General features: G+C 66.1%; 15 protein-coding genes. 8 read left to right on the top strand and 7 right to left on the bottom strand.

Features of this window, described 5'->3' with window-relative positions:
* Positions 1-19 precede the first annotated feature (19 nt).
* From AC1VV3_RS16470 to AC1VV3_RS16455, 4 genes are all read right to left on the bottom strand, one after another.
* On the bottom strand, positions 20-841 hold the full coding sequence (locus tag AC1VV3_RS16470; RefSeq protein ID WP_482962916.1) for a hypothetical protein: 822 nt from the start codon (positions 839-841) through the stop codon (positions 20-22).
* Positions 842-852: 11 nt separating this feature from the next.
* The gene (locus AC1VV3_RS16465) at positions 853-2,190 is read right to left on the bottom strand and encodes a lipopolysaccharide biosynthesis protein (RefSeq protein WP_482962915.1); all 1,338 of its coding nucleotides are present in this window, start codon (positions 2,188-2,190) and stop codon (positions 853-855) included.
* Positions 2,190-2,912, bottom strand: a complete 723-nt coding sequence (locus AC1VV3_RS16460) for a nucleoside/nucleotide kinase family protein (RefSeq protein ID WP_482962914.1) — start codon at positions 2,910-2,912, stop codon at positions 2,190-2,192. The genes AC1VV3_RS16465 and AC1VV3_RS16460 overlap by 1 nt, the downstream gene beginning before the upstream one ends.
* A gap of 71 nt (positions 2,913-2,983) precedes the next feature.
* The gene (locus AC1VV3_RS16455; RefSeq protein ID WP_482962913.1) at positions 2,984-3,700 is read right to left on the bottom strand and encodes a nucleoside/nucleotide kinase family protein; all 717 of its coding nucleotides are present in this window, start codon (positions 3,698-3,700) and stop codon (positions 2,984-2,986) included.
* A gap of 352 nt (positions 3,701-4,052) precedes the next feature.
* On the opposite strand from AC1VV3_RS16455, the gene AC1VV3_RS16450 reads away from it, so the two are divergent.
* Both AC1VV3_RS16450 and AC1VV3_RS16445 read left to right on the top strand, forming a co-directional pair.
* On the top strand, positions 4,053-4,721 hold the full coding sequence (locus tag AC1VV3_RS16450; protein ID WP_207912989.1) for a response regulator transcription factor: 669 nt from the start codon (positions 4,053-4,055) through the stop codon (positions 4,719-4,721).
* Complete coding sequence (locus tag AC1VV3_RS16445; protein ID WP_482962912.1) at positions 4,718-6,142, top strand: sensor histidine kinase; 1,425 nt, start codon at positions 4,718-4,720, stop codon at positions 6,140-6,142. Before AC1VV3_RS16450 ends, AC1VV3_RS16445 begins: the two co-directional genes overlap by 4 nt.
* Positions 6,143-6,201: 59 nt before the next feature.
* Here AC1VV3_RS16445 and AC1VV3_RS16440 read toward each other — a convergent pair whose 3' ends face one another.
* Positions 6,202-8,577 (bottom strand): DUF3772 domain-containing protein, encoded by a 2,376-nt coding sequence (locus tag AC1VV3_RS16440; RefSeq protein ID WP_243654262.1) that lies wholly within the window; start codon positions 8,575-8,577, stop codon positions 6,202-6,204.
* Positions 8,578-9,088: 511 nt separating this feature from the next.
* Between AC1VV3_RS16440 and AC1VV3_RS16435 the strand changes: the two genes are divergently transcribed.
* From AC1VV3_RS16435 to AC1VV3_RS16415, 5 genes are all read left to right on the top strand, one after another.
* On the top strand, positions 9,089-11,821 hold the full coding sequence (locus AC1VV3_RS16435) for a TonB-dependent receptor (RefSeq protein WP_482962911.1): 2,733 nt from the start codon (positions 9,089-9,091) through the stop codon (positions 11,819-11,821).
* 244 nt (positions 11,822-12,065) lie between these two features.
* Complete coding sequence (locus AC1VV3_RS16430; protein ID WP_482962910.1) at positions 12,066-14,957, top strand: TonB-dependent receptor; 2,892 nt, start codon at positions 12,066-12,068, stop codon at positions 14,955-14,957.
* Between the two features lie 109 nt (positions 14,958-15,066).
* Positions 15,067-15,594 (top strand): RNA polymerase sigma factor, encoded by a 528-nt coding sequence (locus tag AC1VV3_RS16425; protein ID WP_482962909.1) that lies wholly within the window; start codon positions 15,067-15,069, stop codon positions 15,592-15,594.
* On the top strand, positions 15,587-16,585 hold the full coding sequence (locus AC1VV3_RS16420; protein WP_482962908.1) for a FecR family protein: 999 nt from the start codon (positions 15,587-15,589) through the stop codon (positions 16,583-16,585). The genes AC1VV3_RS16425 and AC1VV3_RS16420 overlap by 8 nt, the downstream gene beginning before the upstream one ends.
* Positions 16,586-16,717: 132 nt before the next feature.
* A complete protein-coding gene (locus AC1VV3_RS16415; RefSeq protein ID WP_482962907.1) occupies positions 16,718-17,254 on the top strand; it encodes a hypothetical protein in 537 nt (178 codons plus the stop codon).
* 128 nt (positions 17,255-17,382) lie between these two features.
* Here AC1VV3_RS16415 and AC1VV3_RS16410 read toward each other — a convergent pair whose 3' ends face one another.
* Complete coding sequence (locus AC1VV3_RS16410; protein WP_482962906.1) at positions 17,383-18,342, bottom strand: DMT family transporter; 960 nt, start codon at positions 18,340-18,342, stop codon at positions 17,383-17,385.
* Between the two features lie 55 nt (positions 18,343-18,397).
* Here AC1VV3_RS16410 and AC1VV3_RS16405 point away from each other — a divergent pair, with 55 nt between their 5' ends.
* Entirely contained in the window at positions 18,398-19,759 is a 1,362-nt protein-coding gene (locus AC1VV3_RS16405; protein ID WP_482962905.1) for an aminotransferase-like domain-containing protein, read from the top strand.
* Positions 19,760-19,816: 57 nt separating this feature from the next.
* Here the strand turns inward: AC1VV3_RS16405 and AC1VV3_RS16400 are convergent, their stop codons facing one another.
* Positions 19,817-21,937 carry an ATP-binding protein gene (locus AC1VV3_RS16400; protein ID WP_482962904.1) on the bottom strand — a complete coding sequence of 707 codons (2,121 nt, stop codon included), beginning with the start codon at positions 21,935-21,937 and terminating at the stop codon, positions 19,817-19,819.
* Positions 21,938-21,980 lie beyond the last annotated feature (43 nt).

The following is a 21,980-nucleotide window of genomic DNA, read 5'->3' as shown; positions in this document are numbered from 1 at the left end:
TGCCGATCCTGACGGCCCATCATGCCGGATAGGCCGATGTCAGGGCCTGCAGGCGGACCAGAATGTCTTCCGGCATGGGGACATCGTCGCGGTGGTAGTCGCGGTGCCCTTTGCCGGCCTGTTCCACGAGATCGTCGTGCATGCTGCCCATCAGCCCGTTGATGGCGCTGAGGAAGCGCGACATGCGATAGGCGTGCTCGTCGGGTTCCAGCGTCCGCAAGGTGTCGTAGAACGAGACCTGGCGGCTGACGACCTTGCGGATCATGTGGAAGCGGTGCCCGGTCAGCGCCCCGTCCCTGAGCCAGCCCCTCAGCTTGCGAAACTCGGCCTTGCGAAAGGCCAGGAAGCCCTGCGCATCGTCCAGTCGCACCTTGCCCACCTCACGCCGCACCGCCGCCCAGGCCGGCCGGGCCAGCAGCACGCGGAGCATGAGCGCGAAACCCAGGATCGCCGCGCGCCGGCGGTTGCGGAACGCGTCCTGCAGATGCCCCATGATCGCCACCGTCGTGCGGAACAGCAGCGGCGCCTTGTGCGGGCGGCCATAGAGCACCAGGGCGAAGCGCAGCTGCTTGTAGGCCGCACGGATATGCTTGTAGCGCGCGCGGGCGTCCTGCGGCAGGTCGCCGGTCAGCAGGAGCGTGCCGACAAGCGCGCGCATCTCCGCCTGACTTGCCCGTTCCCGCCAAAACTGGCGGCACAGGTCCAGGCAGCGGGCCATCTCCTCCTGCGAGCATTCGACCGTGATCGGATCGGGCAGCCTGACCACCGGGTCCACCACGTCGTCTATCTCGATGGCGTCGAACAGCGCGCCAAGCGTTTCCTGCGGGAAATGCCTGCTCATGCGTGCGCCTCCTACGCCATGATATGCGGAAGCGTCCCGCGTGCCCGATAGGCCCAGAGCGTGGGCATGAACATGAACAGTGCCTTGAGGCACACCCCCGCGACATAGGCCAGCCCCGCGCCCGTGATGCCGAACATATGGATCAGTACGAAAAGCAGCACCGCATAGCCCGCCGCCGCCGCGCCTTCCGCCACCAGCGCCGAACGCTGGCGTCCTGCCATGTAGAGCAGCGATTCCAGCGGGAAGCTGGCCATCGTCACGATCAGCGAGGCGGTCATGAGCTGAAGCAGGTCATAGGCTTCGACATAGCGCTTGCCGAACACCAGCCCGATCACGGGTTCGCCGCCCAGGATCACCGCCAGCAGGATCACGAAGCCGATGCCGCCGGAAATCATCGCGCTGCGGATGGCAAGCTGCCAGGGATGGCGCGTCGCAGGGTCGAGGCGCATGATCTCCGGATAGAAGCTGCGCGACATGAGATCCGCGGGCTTGCTGGCGGAATCGAAGAAGGTCGCCGCGATCTTGAACAGGCCCGCGCTGGTCGGCCCGAGCAAGGCGCCGACGATCAGGTTGCTCACCGGGCCCCAGGCCGCCCAGATCGAATGGGCGAAATTGGTGGTCCACACGAAGTCCCACGCGCCCGACAGCCGCCGTCCCGGTCCCGCCAGGCCGGGACGCAGCGCGCCGCGAATGCCCTTGCGGCGCAGTTCCTGCACCGACATCGCCCAGAGGCACAAGTCGCCCAGCAGGTCGGCCAGATACCAGGTGACGACGAAGCCGGCGAAACCGAAGCCGCCGAAATAGGAGATCACGCCGCCCAGCGCGCGCAGTGCCGGGGTGACCATCTGCTGCACGGCGATCTGGTCGAACCGGTCCAGCACGCGCAGGATGCCGGTCGGGGTTGCCGCCGTCATTGTCGGGATCAGCGTGCAGTAGAGCATCGCGAGCTGCACATCTTCGGCGGGAATACCGAACCAGGCAGCCAGGAACGGCAGCAGGACGAGTCCCCCCGCCAGGCCCACCAGTCCGCTGGCAAAGTCCAACCCGAAAGCGAAGCCGGTGACGTCGCGAAATTCGCCAAGGTCACCGCGTCCGAGTGCCGGGGTGCCATAGCGCACGATGAACTGCCAGGTCTGGAACTTGACCAGCGCGCCGACGCCATTGGCATAGGAGTGGATGATGACCAGCGTGCCGAACAGGGCCGGCGTCAGTCCGCGCCCGGCGCAGGCCAGCGCGATCAGGCCCAGCAGCGCACCGACCAGCTTGCTCGATCCGAGGTAGGAGGCATTGCGCACGATCGTGCGGAACACCCCATCGGCAAACCAGTGCTTCATGGAGAGAGACTTCATCACGCCGCCTTCCTGTCGGAGGCAAGGTCCCGCGCTTCGATCTCCGCCAGACGGCGCTCGATCGCGGCCCTGGCCTGCGCCAGCACCTGTTCAAGCGGCAGATCCGCATCGATCTCGACGATGGGCGCGCCCTCGAAAGTGAGTCGCGGCACGTCGGCCACCTTGCGCGCCAGCGAGGAAGCGCGGTGATCGGGCTTGCGCGCCAGGGCCACCTCCAGCGAGACGTTAAGCCGCAGCACCAGATCGGGCGCATTGACCACCATCGCCGCGTAACGGCGGCGCTCCGAGCGTGCCAGCCAGCCGACGAGACCGCCCCCGCCCGCACCGGCCAGGCCGAGACCATCCATCGGCCCCGGCACGCCCAGTTGGGGGAAGCGGTCGGCGATGATCGCATGGCCCCCTTCCCACAGCTTCATCATGCGCCCGAACCGGCGCACGCGCCGCATAGAGAACATGTAGATCACCATAGCCGCCAGGACGCCTGGCCCCTTGTCGGTCTGGGCCTTCTGCGCCTTGGCGTGGATCGACTTGTCGAGCTTTCCGCCCAGCAGCGGCAGGCGCGCGATGCGGCGGCCGATATTGCCGGACTGCTTGCCGAGATGGCAGATCCGCGTGGGCTGGCGCGCGCTCATCCAGAGGCGCAGCGCCTCGGTGACGGTCGACTTGCCGGAACCGTCGCAACCGACGACGGCGATGAGGGGAGGAAGGGAATTACGGATCATCTGGAAACCTGAAAATCGATGGGGCAGCGGCTCGATCGTGTTGCCGCAGGGGAAGACCGGAACGCGAAGCTTCAGGCCTCGAGGCCATGGCGGCGCAGCACCGCCAGCACGCTTTCGAGCACTTCGCGGTAAGGGCGGGTGGCATCGACGTCGACGATCTGCGCCCCGCCGAAGCGCAAGGTGGGCACCACTGCGAGCTTCTTCTCCAGCATGTCGCGCTGGTGATCGGATTTGCGGGCCAGTGCCGTGTCGACATCGACGTTGAGCCGGATCACCAGTGTCGGGCGATAGGCGGCCATCTCGGCGTAAAGCGCGCGCTCGCGCGAGGCCAGGCGCTGGACCAGCGCCGAACCCTTGCGCATCCAGGACAGGCCGGGGCCATCGAAGCTGCCGGGCACTTCGGCCTGCGGATAGCGGTCGGTTATGACCTGCACACCGTGCCGGCGGAAATCGAGCACCTTGCGGAAGCGCCGCCTGCGCGCCAGCGAAAAGCCGAACATCGCCAGCGCCGTCGCCAGGCCGGGCAGGCGCTTCTCCCGCTCCGGCCCCGCCTTGCTGTCATGCGCCTTGCTGTCATGCGCCTTGCCGTCATGCGCCTTTTTCGCCTTGCCGGTCAGGAAGCGCTCCGCCAGTCGGCCGATCACGGGAATCCCGCCGATCCGGCGGCCGAGATCGCCGGTGCCGAGCCCGAGGTAGATCGAGCGGGTGGGCGAGCGGCGGTCGAGCAGCGAAACGAGATCGCTGGCCAGGGTGGACTTTCCCGACCCGTCCAGGCCTATCAGCGCCACACAGGGTGCGAGGGGGTTTCGGGCCTTCCGTCGCGAGACCGGAAAGGCCGGGCCATGGGAGGGACGGGTTACGATCCAGGATGCGAGATCGCGCGGAGACAGGTGGATGGTCATATTCGAATGGGCCGTGATGGCTCCGCCTGCCGGTCTTTGCCGGGTGTGGCGGAGGGGGGTTCCTGCAAAAGCGCCGCCTGAATTCAGGTCGATCCACAGGCCCTAGACCCCGAAGCTGATGCGAGGCTGATGGCGCGAAAAAGATATTTCGCCCGTTTGACGGCCCCCGAAAGCTGGCATAGGCGAAAGGCTTGCCGCGGCGGATCCGTGCCGCTCACTTGCTCTGGGAGCCTGGCCCTTGCCCCGTCTGCTGGTTGCCGAAGACGATGCCGACCTCGGCCCGGCGATGAAGCGCGCGCTGGAGCTGGACGGCTATGTGGTCGATCTCTTCGCGCGGGGCGACGACGTCCTCGAAGCGGCCAGCGTGAACGCTTACGATGTGATCCTGCTGGACCTCGGCATGCCGCGCATGGGCGGGCTGGAGGTGCTGCGCCAGCTCCGCGCAGAGGGCAATGCAACGCCGGTGATCGTCGTGACCGCCTTCGACCGTACTCGCCAGCGCGTGGCCGGGCTGGACGCCGGCGCCGACGACTATGTGGTCAAGCCCGTGGACCTAGAGGAACTGGCCGCGCGCATCCGCTCGCAGCTTCGGCGCAAGGACGGCCGCTCGGCCGACAGCGTGAGCGTGGGCGAAGTGACGCTGGATTTCTCCGGCCACGTCGCCTCGCTGGAGGGCGAGGTGGTGGCGCTGACCGCCAAGGAATTTCGCGTGCTCGCCCTGCTGATGCGGCGTGCCCGGCGCTTCGTCTCCAAGGCCGACCTCGAAGGGGAACTCTACGACCAGGAGCACTGGGTGGAATCGAACACCGTCGAAGTCGCCATATCCGCGCTGCGCCGCAAGTTCGGGCGCGACTTCATCCGCACCGCGCGCGGGCTCGGCTACATGGTGGGCGGGCCGCACGCATGAAGCGCTCGTCGCTTTCCAGCCGGCTCTATCGCCGCGTGCTGATCCTGCTGGCGCTGACGGGCCTGGGCATGGGCGCGATCCTCTATTCCGTCACCAACCGAGAGATCGGCCGCGCTTCCGATGCGCAGCTCGTGAACGCCTCGCGCCTGCTCTACATGATGATGCAGGACGAGCTGACCGCAGGCGTGCTCGCCGCCCGCGGGCAAAATCAGGATCAGGCGCAGGATCAGGCACGAGAGCCGCAGAAACTCGACGATGACCCTCTGCTTTCGGACGAGGAGCGCAAGGCCTTTCACGCCTCCTACGACTGGTGCATGTTCGCGGTCTTCTGGGAGGGCCAGCCGGTCGCCCAGTCCGGCTGGGGCGCGCCGGTCAGCCTCGTGCCGCGCCAACCCGGACTGCACGATTTCATCGCCGTGGGCGATCATTGGCGCAGTTACGGATTGCCTGGCCGCGATCCCCGCCTGCTGGTGGTGGTGGCGGAACGCGACACCATGCGCGAATTCTCGATGGTTCCGGTACTGCGCAAGCTGGCCCTGCCGCTCCTGCTGCTGATCGCGGCCAGCATGCTCGTGCTCTGGTGGACCCTGCGCAAGAGCCTGTCCGAAGTCGAGCGGCTGGCAAGCACGCTGAACGCCCGCTCGCTGGCGGACCTGACACCGCTGGCGCGCGGCGACTGGTCGCGCGACCTTGGCCCGCTGATCGTCGCGCTGAACAAGCTGTTCGTTCGCCTCGACCAGGCCTACGAGCTGGAACAGGCCTTTACCGACGATGTCGCGCACGAACTGCGTACGCCGCTGGCGGCGATCCGCGCGCAGGCGCAGCTCCTGCGCAAGAGCGTGCCCGCCCCGCAGCAGGAGGAAACGAACCGCCTGCTCGCGGTAGTGGACCGGGCCGGCGACCTGATCGACGGGATGCTCACCCTTGCCCGTCTGAACGCGACGGCGGTGTCCACCCGCTCGGTGGATGTCCATGCACTGGTGGCGGACGTCGTGGCCGAAACGCTGATCCATCTGCCCCCGGAAACGATGGAGTTCTCCGTCACGCCCGATCACATCGTGCGCTGGCGCTGCGACCCCTCCTCGCTGCAGATCGCACTCTCGGCCGTGATCGGCAACGCGACGGTCCATGCGCGGGACGGCGGACAAGTGGACATCGCCATCGTCCGCAGTTCCGATCGCCTTGCCATTACCGTGGGCGACCGGGGCTGCGGCGTGCCCCCGGCCGATCGCGACCGCCTGCTGCGCCGCTTCGAGCGCGGCACCGCGAACGAAGCGGGCAGCGGCCTCGGCCTGTCCATCGCGGTGAAAGCGATGAAGCTGGCAGGCGGGACGGTCCGGCTCGAAGATCGCCAGGACGGCGGCGGACTGCTCGTGGTCCTCAGCCTGCCCGCCGCGATCGATCATGGCCTAAGCGCATAACCCGCACCCTTGGGATCTCGCGCGGCATCCGAAAAGTCCGCCGCCTCTCCCGCCGCCGGTCAGCTATCTCTGTCGCCGGGCAAGGCCCCTACCAGTTCGAGCCGCTGCGGGACCGTGCCGATCGCGATTCCGTCCTGACGGAACCGGCGGAGGAGAGTGGCGAACGAATTGCTGCGCGCTCCGTAGGCCGCGCGGGGCGTGGCTACGTGGGCGAAACTGTTGAAGAATATCCGCCCATCGGCAATGGAATCGATGAACACGGAAGGCGCGGGCTCGCTGAGCACGCTTTCCTCGGCCGCGTAAGTTTCCAGCACGATCTTGCGAACTGCGTCTGCGTCGACATCGATCGGTACGGAGAACTGGATCTGCAAACGGCCCAGTGGGCTGGCCAGTGTCTTGTTGAGGACCGTCTTCGTGATCAGCTCGGAATTCGGCACGATCAGGGTGGAATGATCGGCCAGTTCGATTTCCGTCGACCGGACGCTGATCCGCTTGACGTCGCCCTCGTCGGTGCCGACGCGGACGAGATCGCCGATCTTTATGGGCCGTTCGGCAAGCAGGATGAGGCCCGATACGAAATTCTGCGTGATCGCCTGAAGGCCGAAACCGATCCCGACCGAGAGCGCCGAAAGCAATATCGCAATACGCTCGACACCAATCCCGAGCGAAGCCAGCCCCCAGATTACCGCGAGGGCCACGCCGACATAGCGCGCGACGAGGCTGACCGAATTGCGCCCGCTTCCGTCCAGATCCGTGGCGGGCAGGTATCGGTGATCGAGCCAGCGCATGAAGGCCCTGACAAGCGCCAGCCCGACGAACAGGACCAGCCCCCCGCGCACCAGCGCACCGGGCGAAACGCTGACGCCGCCGACTTCGAAACCTTGCGCAAGAAGGCCAAGGCGCCCGAACAGGCTGTCGACATTGCCCGCACCGAACGGCGAGAGCAGCATCCCGAGTGCCAGAATCACCACCGTGACGCGCAGGATTCCTGAAAGCAGAACGCCGAACTGGTCGATCGCACTGCCGCGCAGACCGAGGCTGCGAACCAGTGCATCCCCGAAGGGACTCGAACGGTCGAACACCGTCGAGGCGACATCGTCGATCGCCGCCATCAGCAGGTAGACGCCGGCGCCCAGCACGACCGCCCAGGCGATCATCTGCAGCACGAACAGACTGAACCCGAAATAGCCTGTGAGCAGGGCCAGGAAAGCGCCCCCAACCGCCACCCAGGCCAGCAGATTGACAAGGCCCAGCCCGGCAGCGACCTGCCCGCTCCCCTCGCTGGCCTGCGCGGAGCGAAGCCGGCCGAGCGTGACCAGGCTCGCCCCGATCAGGAGGATATGGCAGAGCGCGAGAATGGCCTGGGTACAGGCCGTGGCCGTCGCGCTCGTACCCAGCGTCAGATTGAGCGCGTTCGACATGATCGCGCAGAAGGCAAGACACCCGAGCACGATGGTATAGGGCCGCAGGCGAGAAGCGGCCTGGTCGCTCAGCCGGGCTATTCTCCATGAGGGCTGACTGCGCATGAGCAGCGCGCCCAGGACCGACATGGTGAAGCCAGAGAACGCCGCTGCGGCAACGAAGGTGCCCAGCAGCGCATTCCAGCTCGGCGGAACCATGGATGCCCAGCGCAGCCCCTGAACGAAGGCGAGCCCCGCCAGCAGCGGCGCCAGCGTGCCGACCAGCACCCGCCACAAGGCATTGGCCGAGCGGCGGACCGAGCGTGCCGGGAAACCTTCGGTGAGCATCTTTCGCCCGGTGCTTCGCACGAAAGAACGCAGCGGAACCAGGATGACGAATCCCACGATCAGGCCCAGCAGCGCGAGCCAGGGCGTGCCGTGATCGAAACTGTAGGCAATCTGGGACCGTCCCTGCTGGACGAACATCGCGGCGCGCCTGCTGTCGCGCGGCCAGGCGTGCGCGAGCGCACTCCAGAAACCGGGCGCCAGCGGAGAAGGCGAACGTGTAGACAGCTTTTCGCCCAGTTCCTGGGCCTGGCTTTCCGAAATCTCATCGGCAAGCTGCTGCGCCTCGACGGCGAGCAGGTTCCCGCGCTTGATCGCGGAGTCGATGGCAGAGCGCTGCTTTGCCAGGCTCGCTCGCTGCCGCTGGATGTCAGGGGCCTCTCCGCTGCTCGGCTGCGGCCCCAGCCCTTCGAGCTTGGCATCGAGCAGCGTGATCTGTTCCTGGAGCTTGGCGCTCGTATCGGTGGCCGAAGACTTGGCGGCCAGAACCTTGGCCCAGGCCAGCTTCTGATCGCTGTCGCTCATGCGCGCATCCATCGACCTGTCGACCGACCGGATGTCGCTCTCTGCCGCTGCAAGGTCCTGCGAAAGCGCAGCCAAAGGCTCCGATTGCGCAAGAACAGGCGTGGCCGCGGCGGGCATCAACAGCGCAAACATGACGAACATCAGCGCGAGCCTTTTCGCGAGCATTCGAGCGATCTCCGTTTTCCTGCAGCCCCGGCACCGCATGGACCGGCAACGCCGGCGCTATGTAGGCTGGGCGCCCTATCGGACACAATCGCGGAAGCGGGCAATGGAGTGTGATGCTCGGCGGACAGAATCTGCCGATGGCACGGGACGCTCCTCGATCACCCCAGAGCCAGTTCGTTCGGCATTTATTGGCGTCAGCTGATCAGGCGAAGTGGAAAGTGCTCAAGCATCTCTTGGCAAGATCGTTTCCGCCGAGACTCAGCTCGTTACAAAATAGTTCCCAGCAAGGACCACTAACTCATCTACGCACCGCGAAACATCTAGTCAGTTTTTCAAATGTCACACCCGACCAACCCCAAACCGTTATTCATTTCATAGAAATGTCATAAATAGTCTTTGAACTTTCACAAAATTCTTTTGTCCCCGTCTCCTCCCCATCCCTCTCTTCACCCTCGATTGCGGACCCGATCCGGGCCGCGGTTTCGACCAATGGAAGATGAGGGAAACGACAATGTGGAACAGGCGCAGTCTCTGGCTGGTATCGACAGCTCTCGCCTTCGCGGCGCAGCCCGCGCTGGCGGAGGCTGAAACGGGGGCGGCCGCTCCCACGCAGGACGATGGCAGCATCGTCGTCACCGGCTTCCGCGCCAGCCTCCAGGGTGCCCGCGACGTGAAGCGCAATGCCACGATCATCCAGGACTCGATCGTCGCCGACGACATCGCCGCTTTCCCGGACCTCAACCTCGCCGAAGCGCTCCAGCGCCTTCCGGGCGTCGCCATCAACCGCGAAGCCGGCGAAGGCCGCCGCGTCAGCCTGCGCGGCCTGGGACCGGACTTCACCCGCGTCCAGCTGAACGGCATGGAAGTGCTGGGCAACGTCGACTCCCCGCAGGACAGCCGCGGCCAGGGCACCCGTGACCGCGCGTTCGACTTCAACATCTTCGCCGCCGAACTCTTCAACCGCGTGGATGTGCGCAAGTCGTTCTCGGCCGAGCAGACCGAAGGCGGGCTGGCCGGCACCGTAGGTCTCTATACCGCGCGTCCGTTCGACTATTCGGGCACCAAGGTCGCCTTCTCCGCTTCGGGCGGCACCAATACGCTGACCAAGGACTTCCAGCCGCGCCTCACCGGCCTCGTCTCCAAGAACTGGGGCGATTTCGGCATCCTCGTCTCGGCCGCCTATAGCCATCGCCAGACCCGCGAAACCGGCGTCGACACGTATCGCTGGCGCCTGAACAAGGCCAACGGCTCGGACATTTCGGCCCTGACGCAGGAGGAGCAGGACAAGATCAATTCCGGCGAACTGCACTTCGCGCGCGGCAACCGCCAGTCGGTCTGGGACAGCACGCAGGACCGCCTTGGCGTGACCGCGTCGGCGCAGTGGAACCCGGCCGACACCGTCCACCTGACGCTGGACGGCCTCTACGGCAAGTACAAGGCCGACCGTTTCGAAACCCACCTCGCCTCGCGCGGCGGCGGCGGTTCGACCTGGCTCGGCGGTAGTCAGACTTTCGCCGGCGTGACCTACCCCAACTCCACCATCAACGACATCGAATGGAACGAGCAGAACGAGGTGACCTACCTCGATGTGTCCGGCGCCCAGACGGCCACGGAAACGCGCATCCAGAAGACCACCAACACCTTCAAGCAGCTTGTCCTCAGCGGCGATGCCGAGATCGTGCCCGGCCTGAAAGCCACGTTCCTGGGCGGCATCGAGCGCTCCAGCTACGACATGCCGGTGGACGACCACTTCTATACCGAAGCCTATGGCGACGTGATCTCCGACTATCGCGGCGGCAACTACTCGCTGGTCAACACTTATGGCTGGGACACGGGCGACGCGGCGAATTACCACGCGCACGAAATCGACATGAACCAGAGCTTCCAGGACACCGCCTTCGACAACGTCAAGGGCGCGCTGGCCTATGAGATCACCCCGGACGACAAGATCTCGATTGGCGGGGAATGGCGGCGCTTCAAGAACTCGGGCTACAAGCGCACCTACAACGACGCGCTGCTGACCGCATTCAAGAACGGCACCGTCAGCGCCGATATCAGCGATTATTCGAAGGTCTATACCGGTTACAAGGGCCAGGACTGGGTGATCGTCGATTACGACAAGGCGCTCGACGTGCTCGGCATCGACCGTAGCGACTATCTGACCACCAAGAACAGCGTCTTCGCGGTGGAAGAGCGTACTGCTGCCGGCTATGTCCAGTATGACTGGAACCACATGCTCGGAAACCTGCCGTTCCGCGGCAATGTCGGCGGCCGTTACTACCACACCGACATCCTTTCCGCGGGCATCGGCACGGTGGGCGGAACCGATACCCCGATCGCCGTCTCATCGAGCTACCAGGGCTTCCTGCCCGCCATGAACCTGATCTTCGACGCGACGAAGAACCTCGTGGTCCGTGCCTCCGCCGCGCGCAACATCAACCGGCCTTCGCTCGGCTCGCTGGCGGTCAATGGCACCGTTTCCGTGGGTGACAACGGCGAACTGTCAGTCTCGGTCGGCAACCCGGCGCTGGGGCCCTACAAGTCCACCGACCTCGACCTTTCGCTCGAATATTACTTCGGCAAAGTCGGATCGGTCAGCGCGGCGCTGTTCTACAAGACGCTGGACGGTTTCATCACCACCCAAACCGTCAACGACGTGCCCTACAGCGAGACCGGACTTTCGACCGACCTCGTCTCGGGCGTGACGGGCAGCACCGTCGTCACCTCGTTCTCGCGCCCGGTGAACCTGGGCAAGACCGACCTCTGGGGCCTGGAACTGGCCGCGCAGACCGACTTCACGTTCCTGCCCGCGCCCTTCGACCACTTCGGTACGGCGGTGAACTTCACCTACGTCAATTCGAAGTACGACTATTCGACGATGTACACCGGCGGCGCCAGCACCACGCTGGAGGGCCTGAGCAAGTACAACGGCAATATCACGCTCTACTACCAGGATGCCAAGTTCGACATTCGCGGATCGGCCAACTATCGCAGCAGCTACGTCTACAGCGCGGCGCCGATCACCAGCACGCTGGGCTTGGACCAGGATCTCTCGGGCTATGCCGCGACGATCTATGTCGATGCCTCGGCCCACTACAAGGTAATGGAGGGCGTCCAGCTCACGCTCGACGCGATCAACCTCACCAACCAGCACGAGAGGCAATACTCGGACAGCACCAAGCGCCTCTACGTCAACACCCGTTCGGGCACCACGATCATGGGCGGCGTGCGCTTCGAATTCTGATCGCCTATGCCCTTGTAACAGCCCACCCGGCAGGCAGGCCGCTCACCCGGAACTGCCTGTCGTTTCCGGCCCGGACGCCGCCGCGTCCGGGCCGGCTTTCATCGGGCCTCGCTTCCCGGTTTTCAGTCACATCCATTTCACATGACTGTCATCTGGCCGCGCTAGGCGCGCCCTCGAAAGGGCGCTCCCCGTGTCTTCGCTCCTCCCCGGTGCCCGGTCGCGCCGTCTTGCTGCCTCATGCCTCGTGCTTGCCATCGTCCCGGTGGCCGCCGAGGCGCGCGAAGCACAAGTTTCGCTCCACGTTCCGGTGCTGCGCCTTGCCGACGCCCTGGCGGAGATTTCGCGCCGCTCCGGCGTGCAGATCGTCACCTCGATACCCGCCGACCTGCGCACCACGCACCCGGTGCGGGGGCGCTTCGGGGTGGAAGAGGCGATCCGGCAAGTGACCGACAGGCTGCCCGTCACGGTCAGGCAAGTGCCGGGCGGCTATCTGGTGACCCCCGCTCCCGCGCCCTTGCCGGTCACCGTGCCCCTGCCGGGGCCAGGCGAGCCGGTCGTGCAGGAACCTCCCGCAGAACCGATCGTTGTCACCGGCTACCGCGAAAGCCTGCGCCAGGCCGTCGCCGTGAAACGCGCCGCCCGCTCCACCCTGGAAGTGACGCGCGCGGAGGACATTGCCGCCTTTCCCGATCACAACGCCGCCGATGCCCTGCAGCGCCTGCCGGGCATCGCCATCAGCCGGGACAACGGCGAAGGGCGGCAGATCTCGCTGCGCGGGCTGGGCCCGCTGTTCACCCGCACCACGCTGAACGGGATCGAAGCGCTGGCGACGACCGCTTCCGGCATGGACAATCGCGGGTCCGCCAGCCGCCAGCGGCGCTTCGACTATTCGGTTTTCGACGCCGGGCTGTTTTCCGGGGTGGAAGTGCGCAAGACCTGGTCCGCCGATCTCGACGCCGGAGGCATCGGCGGTACCGTCGCGCTCCACACGTTGCGGCCGTTCGACCGGCCGGGCGATGTAACCCTGCTTTCGGTCCAGGGCCGCACATCGGGGAACGACAGCGCCGTCACCCCGCAGATCACGGCCGAAGTCTCGCGCCGGGGCGACAATTGGGGCGCGCTGTTCGCCGCCTCCTACAGCCGCAACGCAGTGACCGAATACGGCTATCGCAACTGGGACTGGGTGCCCGTGACGTTCGGAACGGCGAACATCGGCCCCGGCGTCGGCGCCGCAGACCGGGCGCGACTGACCGGCGACGGCGATCCCGTCTACATGTCGCGTGGCCAGACCTATTCGACATGGACCAACCGTTTCGACCGCCTGAACCTGGTCGGATCGCTGGAGCATGAGAGCGACGATGGCCTGCATGTCACGCTCGACCTGATCCACGCGCGCCTGTCCAACCACCGCGGCGAATATTCGCTGGCGGCGGCCGGCACCAATGGTCTCACAAGCGGCACCGTGGACGGAACGCAAGTGCTCGATTCGGTGAAGATCGTCGGCAAGACGATGGTCGCAGCGGATTTCAGCGGCATCGACATGCGGACCGAGCGCAAGATCACCGAGGATCACACCGATTTCAACCAGGCCGTGCTTTCCCTGCAGCGCCCGCTCGGCGCTTCGACCCGCGTCGAGGTTCGCGCCGGCTATGCCCGATCGGACTTCGAGGAACCGGTGTTCGACAAAGTGTTCCTGGAAGCCCCGGGCCAGGATTTCGCCTATGCCGCCACTGGCGCGCATCCGCGAAATGCTTATGGCTTCGACATTGCCGAGGCGGCGAACTGGAACCTCATGCGCGCCGATGTGCGCGAGGATGCCATCCTCAACCAGAATGCAACGGCCCGGGTCGAACTCGTTCGGCGGCTCGGCGCGCATGTCGAACTGCGTATGGGCGGCAGCTACCGGTTTTTCGGCAATAGCGGCTACGAACGCCGCGTTACCGCCGATTATCGCGGCGGGGCCGAACAGGCCGCCACCGCTCTGATCCACGCGCGCTCTCTCGCGCGCTACGTCGTCGCCGATCTTGACGCCACTTTCGCGGCGCTCGGCCAGGCCCGTGACCTCACCGCCACCTCCAACCTTCCCGGCACGGCCTACCGCGTGCGCGAGAATGGCTACGCCGTCTTCGCCCTCGGTCAGTTCGACTTCGCGCTGGGCACGGTCCCGGTGGAGGCAGAACTCGGCCTTCAGTACCTGCGGATGGACACCCTGTCCTCGGGCGAAGCGAGCGACGATACGACGCTGATCGCCGTAGGGCAGCGCAGCCGCCATTCGGCGTGGCTGCCCTCGCTCCAGGCAAGGCTTGACCTGGCGCCCGACGTGCGCCTGCGCCTTTCCGCCAGCCGCAACCTGAACCAGCCCGACGTCGCCGACGTGCGCGCCGCTGCGTCGGTCAACTCGACCCCGTTCGGCGGCACGGTCGAGACGGGCAACCCTGCGCTCAAGCCTTTCGCAGCGACCGCGCTGGATCTCTCGCTGGAACGCTACATGGGGCACGATGGCTATGCCTCGCTCGGCCTGTTCTACAAGCGCATGGCGTCCTTCATCACTTCCGAAACCACGGTCATGGCTTATGCCGAGACCGGGCTGCCGCTGTCCTTCCTCTATGACGGGCTGGACGGATCGGCACTGTACAACGTGGTGCGGCCCCTGAACGGCCAGGGCGCCTCCATCGTCGGCGCCGAAGCGGCGGTCCAGCGCGATTTGCGCTTCCTGCCCGCGCCCTTCGACCGGCTGGGTATCCAGGCCAACCTGACATATGCCGCGGGCCACAGCGAGGTGATCTACGACGGAACCGCGATGGAGCTGCCGTTGATCGACCTCTCGCGCTGGTCGGGCAATGCCACGCTCTACTACACCGGCCGGACCTGGGACGCCCGCGTGGCAGCGGCATGGCGCGGCACCTATCGCATCGACATCGGCAACAACGGCAACATCGGCGAATGGATCGAGGGCGCGATGACGCTGGATTTCGCGGCTCACGGCAAGCTCACGGGGAACCTGCAGGCCATGTTCGAGGCCCGCAACCTCACTGACGCGCCGATCACGCAATATACCGACCGGGAGGCCAAACGCCTGCTGGCGCGGACCCGCTCCGGCCGGGTCTTCTCGCTTGGCATGCGCTGCACGTTCTGATGACGGAAAAATCGCTCCTGTCCCCGCCGGGCACCCTCATGCCTCTACACTCCGAGCGCGGCGGTTTTTCTCGGCCGCGCTTCTTTCGACCGGGATGCCGCGCATGTTCATGAGCAATGCCACCAGCCCGCTGCTGGCCGGGGTAGGCCGGTTGAAAAGCTATGTGCGCAAGCGCATGCGCGATCCCGACGGTGTGGAGGACGTTGTGCAGGAAACCCTTGCCAGGGTGATGGAACAGGAACAGCGGCAGGCCATCGAACATCCGCTGGCCTATGCCTTTCGCGTGGCGGATTCGGTAATCCTCGCCGATGTGCGCAAGAGCGGCCAGGCAAACCGGCCGGGCAGCGAACTCGACCTGCTGGAACTCGTTTGCGACATGCCGCTGGCGGACGAGGTGCTGGACTACCGGGAGCGTTTCGCCCGCTTCGAAGCCGCGCTTGCGCGGCTGACCCCGATGCGGCGCAGGGTCTTCCGCCTGCGCCATGTCGATGGAAAATCCCGGCAGGAGATCGCCTCGGAACTCGGGCTGAACCTGGAGGCCGTGAAGAAGCACCTCGTACGCGCCATGGCGGACCTGACGCAAGCCTTGGAGGGCGATCTGGACACGGCCGGAGAGGGGCACAAAAACAATGGATGACCAGCTGACTACGCTCGAACTCGCCGCCGACTGGGCCGACCGCTTCGATGAATTGACCGCCGACGAGCGCCGTGAACTGGCGCGCTGGCTGGGAGAAACGCCGAAGAATGCCGCCGCCTTTGCCCGGATGCGCCGGCTGCTGGGCGATCCCGCATTGATCGATGCGCTTGATGGCGAAGATAGCCCCATCCAGGACTTGCCGCCGCTGCAGCAACTGCGTTCGGGCGCGGGAACGCGCCAATACGGCCGCTCCGATCGGCGCGGACCGCTGGTCGGCCGACGTCAGGCCCTTGCGGCCGGACTTGCCGGTGCCCTTGCCCTGCCCTTCGCTGGTCTCTGGTTCGCGAGAGAGCAGGCAGCGGAAACGTCCCCCAGCCTGCGCTTTGCCACCCGCACAGGCGAGCGGCGGCGCTTCCAGCTGCCCGACGGGTCCGGCCTGCTGCTGGACGCGGCATCGCGGGTGGCGGTCGATTTCTCGGAAGGGCGCCGCCAAGTCCGCCTGGAACAGGGCGCCGCGCGCTTCGACGTTCGCCACGATCCCTTGCGGCCCTTCGAAGTCCGCACGCCGCATGTCGGCATGGTCGCGCTGGGCACCAGCTTCAGCGTCGATCATCTGGCCGAAGCCAGCGAACTGCGCGTCTTTTCCGGCCGCGTGCGCCTTGACGTGGCGGGCCAGGCCGCCCGCGTGGTGCCCGCCGACCGCTGGGCCCTTGTGCACGGCGCCTCCTTCTCGACCGGCTCGTTCGATCCCGCCACGCATCCCGACTGGCAGAGCGACTGGCTGGACGCCGACGCCATGCCGCTGGGCTTCGCCGTCCAGCGCCTGGCCCGCTACAGCCCCGCGCCCGTGCGGATCGCCGATCCGAAATTCGCCAGCCTCACGTTCAGCGGCCGCTTCCGCCTGGACAACCCGCGCCAGTCGCTCGAACTGATCGGCGCCCTGTTCGGCCTGAAACTGATGCAGCGGAAGGACGCGCTCTACCTTGTGTAGATATCCTGAAGTCATGCCGACCGGCCGGTGGCGACTTTTCCAGGCGCCTTGAATCGGCTCACGATTCGTCTTTCCGGTTGCAGGATGGGCCGCGCTCGGTCAGGCAGCGGATCGGCATTTCGGGGGGAAATCGTGCATCAACTTTGGATCGCAATCGGCACGTCTCTGGCGCTCGCCACAGGCCCTGCCCAGGCGGGCGAACCTGGAGATCCCGCTGCGCCGCCCTCTGTCACGGCGCTTTCCGGCTGCTGGGCTGGCACCGGCGAAGTCATGGGAAAACCCGTCAAGACCACGCTGGAAGGACGCTCGATCCTCCTTGGCGCCATGTTCTCCGTCGACACGGAAAGCACGGCCAGGGACGATACCGCCGACCGCTACGCCGCACATCTCGTTTTTGGCGGCACGATGGTGCTGTCCGGCAGCAGGGACGACATCACGGGCTATTGGGCCGACAGCTTCGGGGGCGCCATGACGTCGACCGGAACCGGCACCAGCAAGGTCGGCGGCTTCGACATCACTTATGCCTATGCGGATGCGCAATTCGTGAACCATTGGGAGGTTCAGGCGGATCGCATCCACTGGCGCATCGTCGCGCTTGAACCCAGGAAGGCGGAGCAGCCTTTCGCGGACTACACCTTGACGCGGGTGGAGTGCCCCCCGGCCAGGTGAGAGGCGCCCTTCGGAGGGCAATGACCGGCTGAAGCAGCGCCGGTCGTGTAGCAATCCGGGTTCGGTTCAAGCCGGGACGCTGCTCGCATCGCCAAGGTCACGGCCCTCCGGCCAAAGCCCGATCGAAATCAGGCGAACCGCTTTGCGCCGGCTACGCAGAGAAGGACGAACGCGGCGGAGGCAATCATTGGCCAGCCCACCGTCTCTCCCAGAACCACGCCTGCAAGGACCAGACCCAGGAACGGTTGGAGCAGTTGAAGTTGGCCGACGCCTGCAATTCCACCCAGCGCCAGCCCGCGATACCAGAATACGAAGCCCAGCATCATGGAGAAGACAGCGACATAACCGAAGCCGAGCCAGGCGCTGAAGCCGATCCCGGACCAACTGGCCGGCCTTGCCGCGACAGCGACGAGAGCCATGATCGGCAGCGGGATCAGCAGCGCCCAACTGATGACCTGCCAGCCGCCCAGCCGCCGCGCCAGCCTTGCCCCTTCCGCATACCCCAGGCCGCACAGCACGATCGCGGCCACCATCAGCAAGTCACCGGTTCCGGACCCGCCTCCACCGCTGCGAAGCGCGAAACCGGCTATCGCCGCCCCGCCCATCGTGGAGAATAGCCAGAAGGCGGGCTTGGGCCGTTCGCCGCCGCGAAGGACGCCGAAGATCGCCGTCGAAAGCGGCAACATGCCGACGAAGACGACGGAATGCGCGGCGGTTATGTGCTGGAGAGCCAGGCCCGTCAGCAGCGGAAAGCCGGCGACCACCCCGGTCGCGACGATGGCGAGAGATGGCACGTCCTCCCGCGCGGGCCTGCTTTGACGAAGGACGACCAGGAAGAACGCGCCCAGCAGCGCGGCGATGACCGCGCGCGCCGATGTCACGAACAGGGGACTCATATCCGATACGGCCACGCGCGTGGCCGGCAGCGAACCGCTGAAGATGATAACGCCCAGAAGGCCACTGCCCCAACCGGCGGTACTGCGTTCCATAGATCCCTCGCTTTCGCGATCCGGGTAGAACGAATTCGCTGGCTCAAACAGGAACAGAACCTTACAAAATGGCATAATTGTATGCCTGAAGGTGCCCATACAAATGTCCGATACGATCGAACGACAGCTTGCAGGATCACGGACCCGAGGGCTGATGGACGCCATTCGAACGCGGATAGCGAGCCGGGTGCTCGGCCCGGGCGACCGCCTGCCCTCGGTGCGCAGCTTTGCCGACACCATGGGCGTTTCGCCTTCGACGGTCGTGGAGGCATACGACCGTCTCGCCGCCGAAGGCGTGATCCGGGCCAAGCGGGGGTCCGGCTTCTACGTCACCGGATCGAACATGCCGCCGCTCGCCATCGGCGAACTCGGGCCGCGCCGCGATCGCGCCGTCGATCCTTTCTGGGTATCGCGGCAATCGCTGGACGCCGATGACACCATGGCAAAGCCCGGTTGCGGATGGCTCCCCGCCGACTGGATGCCGAACGAGGCCTTGCGCAAGGGGCTGCGCAGCCTCGCCCGCGGGCAGGCCTCCATTCTGACGGACTATGGCGGCACGCGAGGATCGCTGGCGCTTCGGCGGCTGCTTCTCGGCCGCTTCGCCGATGAGGGGATCGAAGCCGGCGCCGATCAACTGCTGCTTACCGGCTCGGGAACGCAGGCCATCGATCTGATCTGCCGCTTTCTGCTGCGGCCGGGCGACACCGTGCTGGTGGACGACCCCGGCTACTTCAATTTCCAGGCTTTGCTGCGCGCACATCGGGTCGAGCTGGTGGGGGTTCCCTACACCCATACAGGCCCCGATACGGCCGCGTTCGAGGCCGCGCTGAAGGCGTACAAGCCCCGCCTCTACATCACCAATTCAACCCTCCATAACCCGACCGGGGCGACCATGTCGCCGCAGACGGCACACCGACTTCTGAGCGCGGCGGCCGCGCACGATCTGATCGTGGTCGAGGATGACATCTTCACCGATTTCCAGCCCTCTGCCTCGGCGAGGCTGGCCGTGCTGGACGGTTTCGACCGCGTCATTCGAATTGGCAGCTTCTCCAAGACGCTGTCAGGGTCGGTCCGCTGCGGCTACATTGCGGCGCGGGCGGACTGGATCGAGGGGTTGATCGACCTTCAGGTCGCGACGAGTTTCGGCGGCCCCAGCCCCGTGGCGACGGAACTGATTGCCAGCGTGCTGGCCGGCGGCAGCTATCGCAAGCACATGAGCGAGCTTCGCCAGCGGCTGGCCGTGTCCATGGACAGGACGGCGACGCGGCTGGACAGGCTTGGGATCACGCCCTGGACCATGCCGCGAGGCGGCTTCTATCTCTGGTGCCGGCTTCCAGACGGGCTGGATTCGGCGGACATTGCAAACCGATGCCTGAGCAAGGGCGTGGTGCTGGCGCCGGGGAACGTCTTCAGCGTATCCCAGTCGGCCGCGCCCTATCTCCGCTTCAACGTCGCGCAATCCGACAGTCAGCGTGTCGAAGACACCCTTCGCGCCGCCATCGATGAAAGCGGGTAGGTGCAGCATGGTGCGCGGACCGAAGCGACCTGCCGAGCCGCCCGAGGAACCGAACCATCACTCGGCCGGGGGAGGCTCGATCAGGGTGAAGGCGATCGGTTCGGCTTCGATGGCCGGCATGATCTTTTCCAGCGCTTCGGAGAGTTCGGCCTGCCGGAAAGGCTTTTCCAGCCGCGGCAGATCCGATGCAAGGCCCACCGCATCGGAGTAGCCGGAGGTGATCAGCACCGGCATCAGCGGCCTGAGTGCCAGGCATGCTCTTGCCAGTTCGACGCCGGTCATCGCCGGCATCAGGTGATCGGTCACCATGACGCATATCCGCGCGTCCGTTTGCACGAGCGCCAGGGCTTCGGCCCCGGAACCGGCCTCGACGACCTCGAAACCGAGATCGACGAGCATATCGGCCGTACTCGCCCGGACCAGGTCCTCATCGTCGACGAGTAGCGCGACGCCCGCAGCGCGGACCTGCCGCACCGGCACCGCATCGAGAGGCACTTGCGGCGCCGAGGTCGCCGGAAACCAGAGCGCGATCGTCGTGCCGGTGCCGAGCGCGCTGTCGATCTTGAGGGCGCCTCCCAATTGCCGCGCCAATCCATGCGCCATGGACAGGCCCAGCCCGGTTCCCTGTCCTACGCCCTTGGTGGAGAAGAACGGTTCGATCGCGCGCTGCTGGGTCTCTTCGTCCATGCCATGGCCCGAATCCGAGACGCGGATCACCACATAGGCAGCGCCGTCCATGCCCGCGGCCACGGATTGCGCGGAATCGCAAAGCTGCGCAGTGATGACCAGCCCGCCCCCCTGCGGCATCGCATCGCGCGCGTTGACCGACAGGTTCAGCAAGGCCATCTCGACCTGATGGGGATCGGCGTTCGCCATCGGCAGATCCGCAGCCAGATCGAGCCTTAGCTGGATCTGCGGGCCCATCGTCGTGCCGATCAGCTCGGACATCCCGATGATCAGCGCGGTCATGTCCACCGGCTCGGGCTTCAACGGCTGGCGCCGGGCGAAGGCCAGCAGGCGTTGGACGAGGGTTCGGGCCTTGTCCGCCGACTGCAAGGCGCCATTGATCAGGCGCTGCTCGCGCTCGCCGCCGACTTTCCGGCGATGCAGCATGTCGAGGCTGCCGATGATCGGCGTCAGCAGATTGTTGAAGTCATGCGCGACGCCGCCGGTCAGCTGCCCCATCGCTTCCAGTTTCTGCGACTGGCGAAGGGCTTCCTGCGTCCGGACGAGTTCCCGCGTGCGCTCCTCGACAAGGTGCTCCAGCGTGGCGGCCGAAGTCTTCAGCGCCTCTTCCATGCGCTTGCGCTCGGTGATGTCGATCGACACGCCGGACAGGCCGATGGGAGAGCCGTCCGGCCGGAACGCAGGCTGCCCCCGGACGCCGATCCAGCGGGTCTCGCCGGACTGCGTCAGGACCCGGTATTCGACATCGTAATCGCAGCCCGTCTTCAGGCTCGTGCCGATGGCGGCATTGACCCAGGCACTGTCGTCAGGGTGGATCGAGGCATGGAGGTCCTCGTACGTGAATGGCAGGGCGGGATCGCGGCCGAAATTCTTGCGGCAGGTTTCGGAAGCATCGAGCGTGCCCGAAACGACGTCGAACGACCAGGTTCCCATTCGCCCCGCCGCCAGCATGATGGCCTTGAGGCGGGCGTCTTCCCGGTTGCGATCGAGCAGCCGCGCGTTCTCGACCGCAATCCCGGCCAGCGCGGCAAGGCTTTCCAGGCGCGCCACGCTGGCCGCGTCCGGCGGCTCCGGTTTCGACCAATAGGCGCCCAGCGCCGCGATGGCTTCGGGCCGGCCGATCGGTGCTATCGCAAGGCTGCGAACGAACGTCGGCGCATAGGCTGCCTGCGGAATGCGCGGATCGTTGCGGACATCGGCAATCGACACCGTCTCGACGTGCTGCATCGCCCAGCCGGAGATACAAAGCTTCGCATCGAACCTGTTGCCGCTCCACAAAGGCGCAGCGGCGTCCTCCGCCACATAGTGGCATAGATCACCGTCCTTCAGCACGACCGCGATCCCTTTGGCCCCCACGGCACTCCGCGCCGTATCGCGCAGGATGTCGACAACCGTGGCCATGGACCGGGCCGTCGCCAGGCGCTCGCTGGCCTCGATCAGAAAAGACTGCGAATTCGTGGACTGCGGCGAGGGAGCGTGGCTGTAGGTCATGAACGCCTTTCAGTCCGCACAGCTAACATAGTGTCCGGCCCGG

Source organism: Novosphingobium sp. BL-S-34 (genome assembly GCF_056857015.1).
This window is presented reverse-complemented; position numbering and strand designations above follow the sequence as displayed.

Excerpts from the sequence above, each read along its gene's own strand:
- AC1VV3_RS16470 (WP_482962916.1), bottom strand. The coding sequence starts at position 841 with ATGAGCAGGCATTTCCCGCAGGAAACGCTTGGCGCGCTGTTCGACGCC.
- AC1VV3_RS16465 (WP_482962915.1), bottom strand. The coding sequence starts at position 2,190 with ATGAAGTCTCTCTCCATGAAGCACTGGTTTGCCGATGGGGTGTTCCGC.
- AC1VV3_RS16460 (WP_482962914.1), bottom strand. The coding sequence starts at position 2,912 with ATGATCCGTAATTCCCTTCCTCCCCTCATCGCCGTCGTCGGTTGCGAC.
- AC1VV3_RS16445 (WP_482962912.1), top strand. The coding sequence starts at position 4,718 with ATGAAGCGCTCGTCGCTTTCCAGCCGGCTCTATCGCCGCGTGCTGATC.
- AC1VV3_RS16440 (WP_243654262.1), bottom strand. The coding sequence starts at position 8,577 with ATGCTCGCGAAAAGGCTCGCGCTGATGTTCGTCATGTTTGCGCTGTTG.
- AC1VV3_RS16435 (WP_482962911.1), top strand. The coding sequence starts at position 9,089 with ATGTGGAACAGGCGCAGTCTCTGGCTGGTATCGACAGCTCTCGCCTTC.
- AC1VV3_RS16425 (WP_482962909.1), top strand. The coding sequence starts at position 15,067 with ATGAGCAATGCCACCAGCCCGCTGCTGGCCGGGGTAGGCCGGTTGAAA.
- AC1VV3_RS16420 (WP_482962908.1), top strand. The coding sequence starts at position 15,587 with ATGGATGACCAGCTGACTACGCTCGAACTCGCCGCCGACTGGGCCGAC.
- AC1VV3_RS16410 (WP_482962906.1), bottom strand. The coding sequence starts at position 18,342 with ATGGGCACCTTCAGGCATACAATTATGCCATTTTGTAAGGTTCTGTTC.
- AC1VV3_RS16405 (WP_482962905.1), top strand. The coding sequence starts at position 18,398 with ATGGACGCCATTCGAACGCGGATAGCGAGCCGGGTGCTCGGCCCGGGC.
- AC1VV3_RS16400 (WP_482962904.1), bottom strand. The coding sequence starts at position 21,937 with ATGACCTACAGCCACGCTCCCTCGCCGCAGTCCACGAATTCGCAGTCT.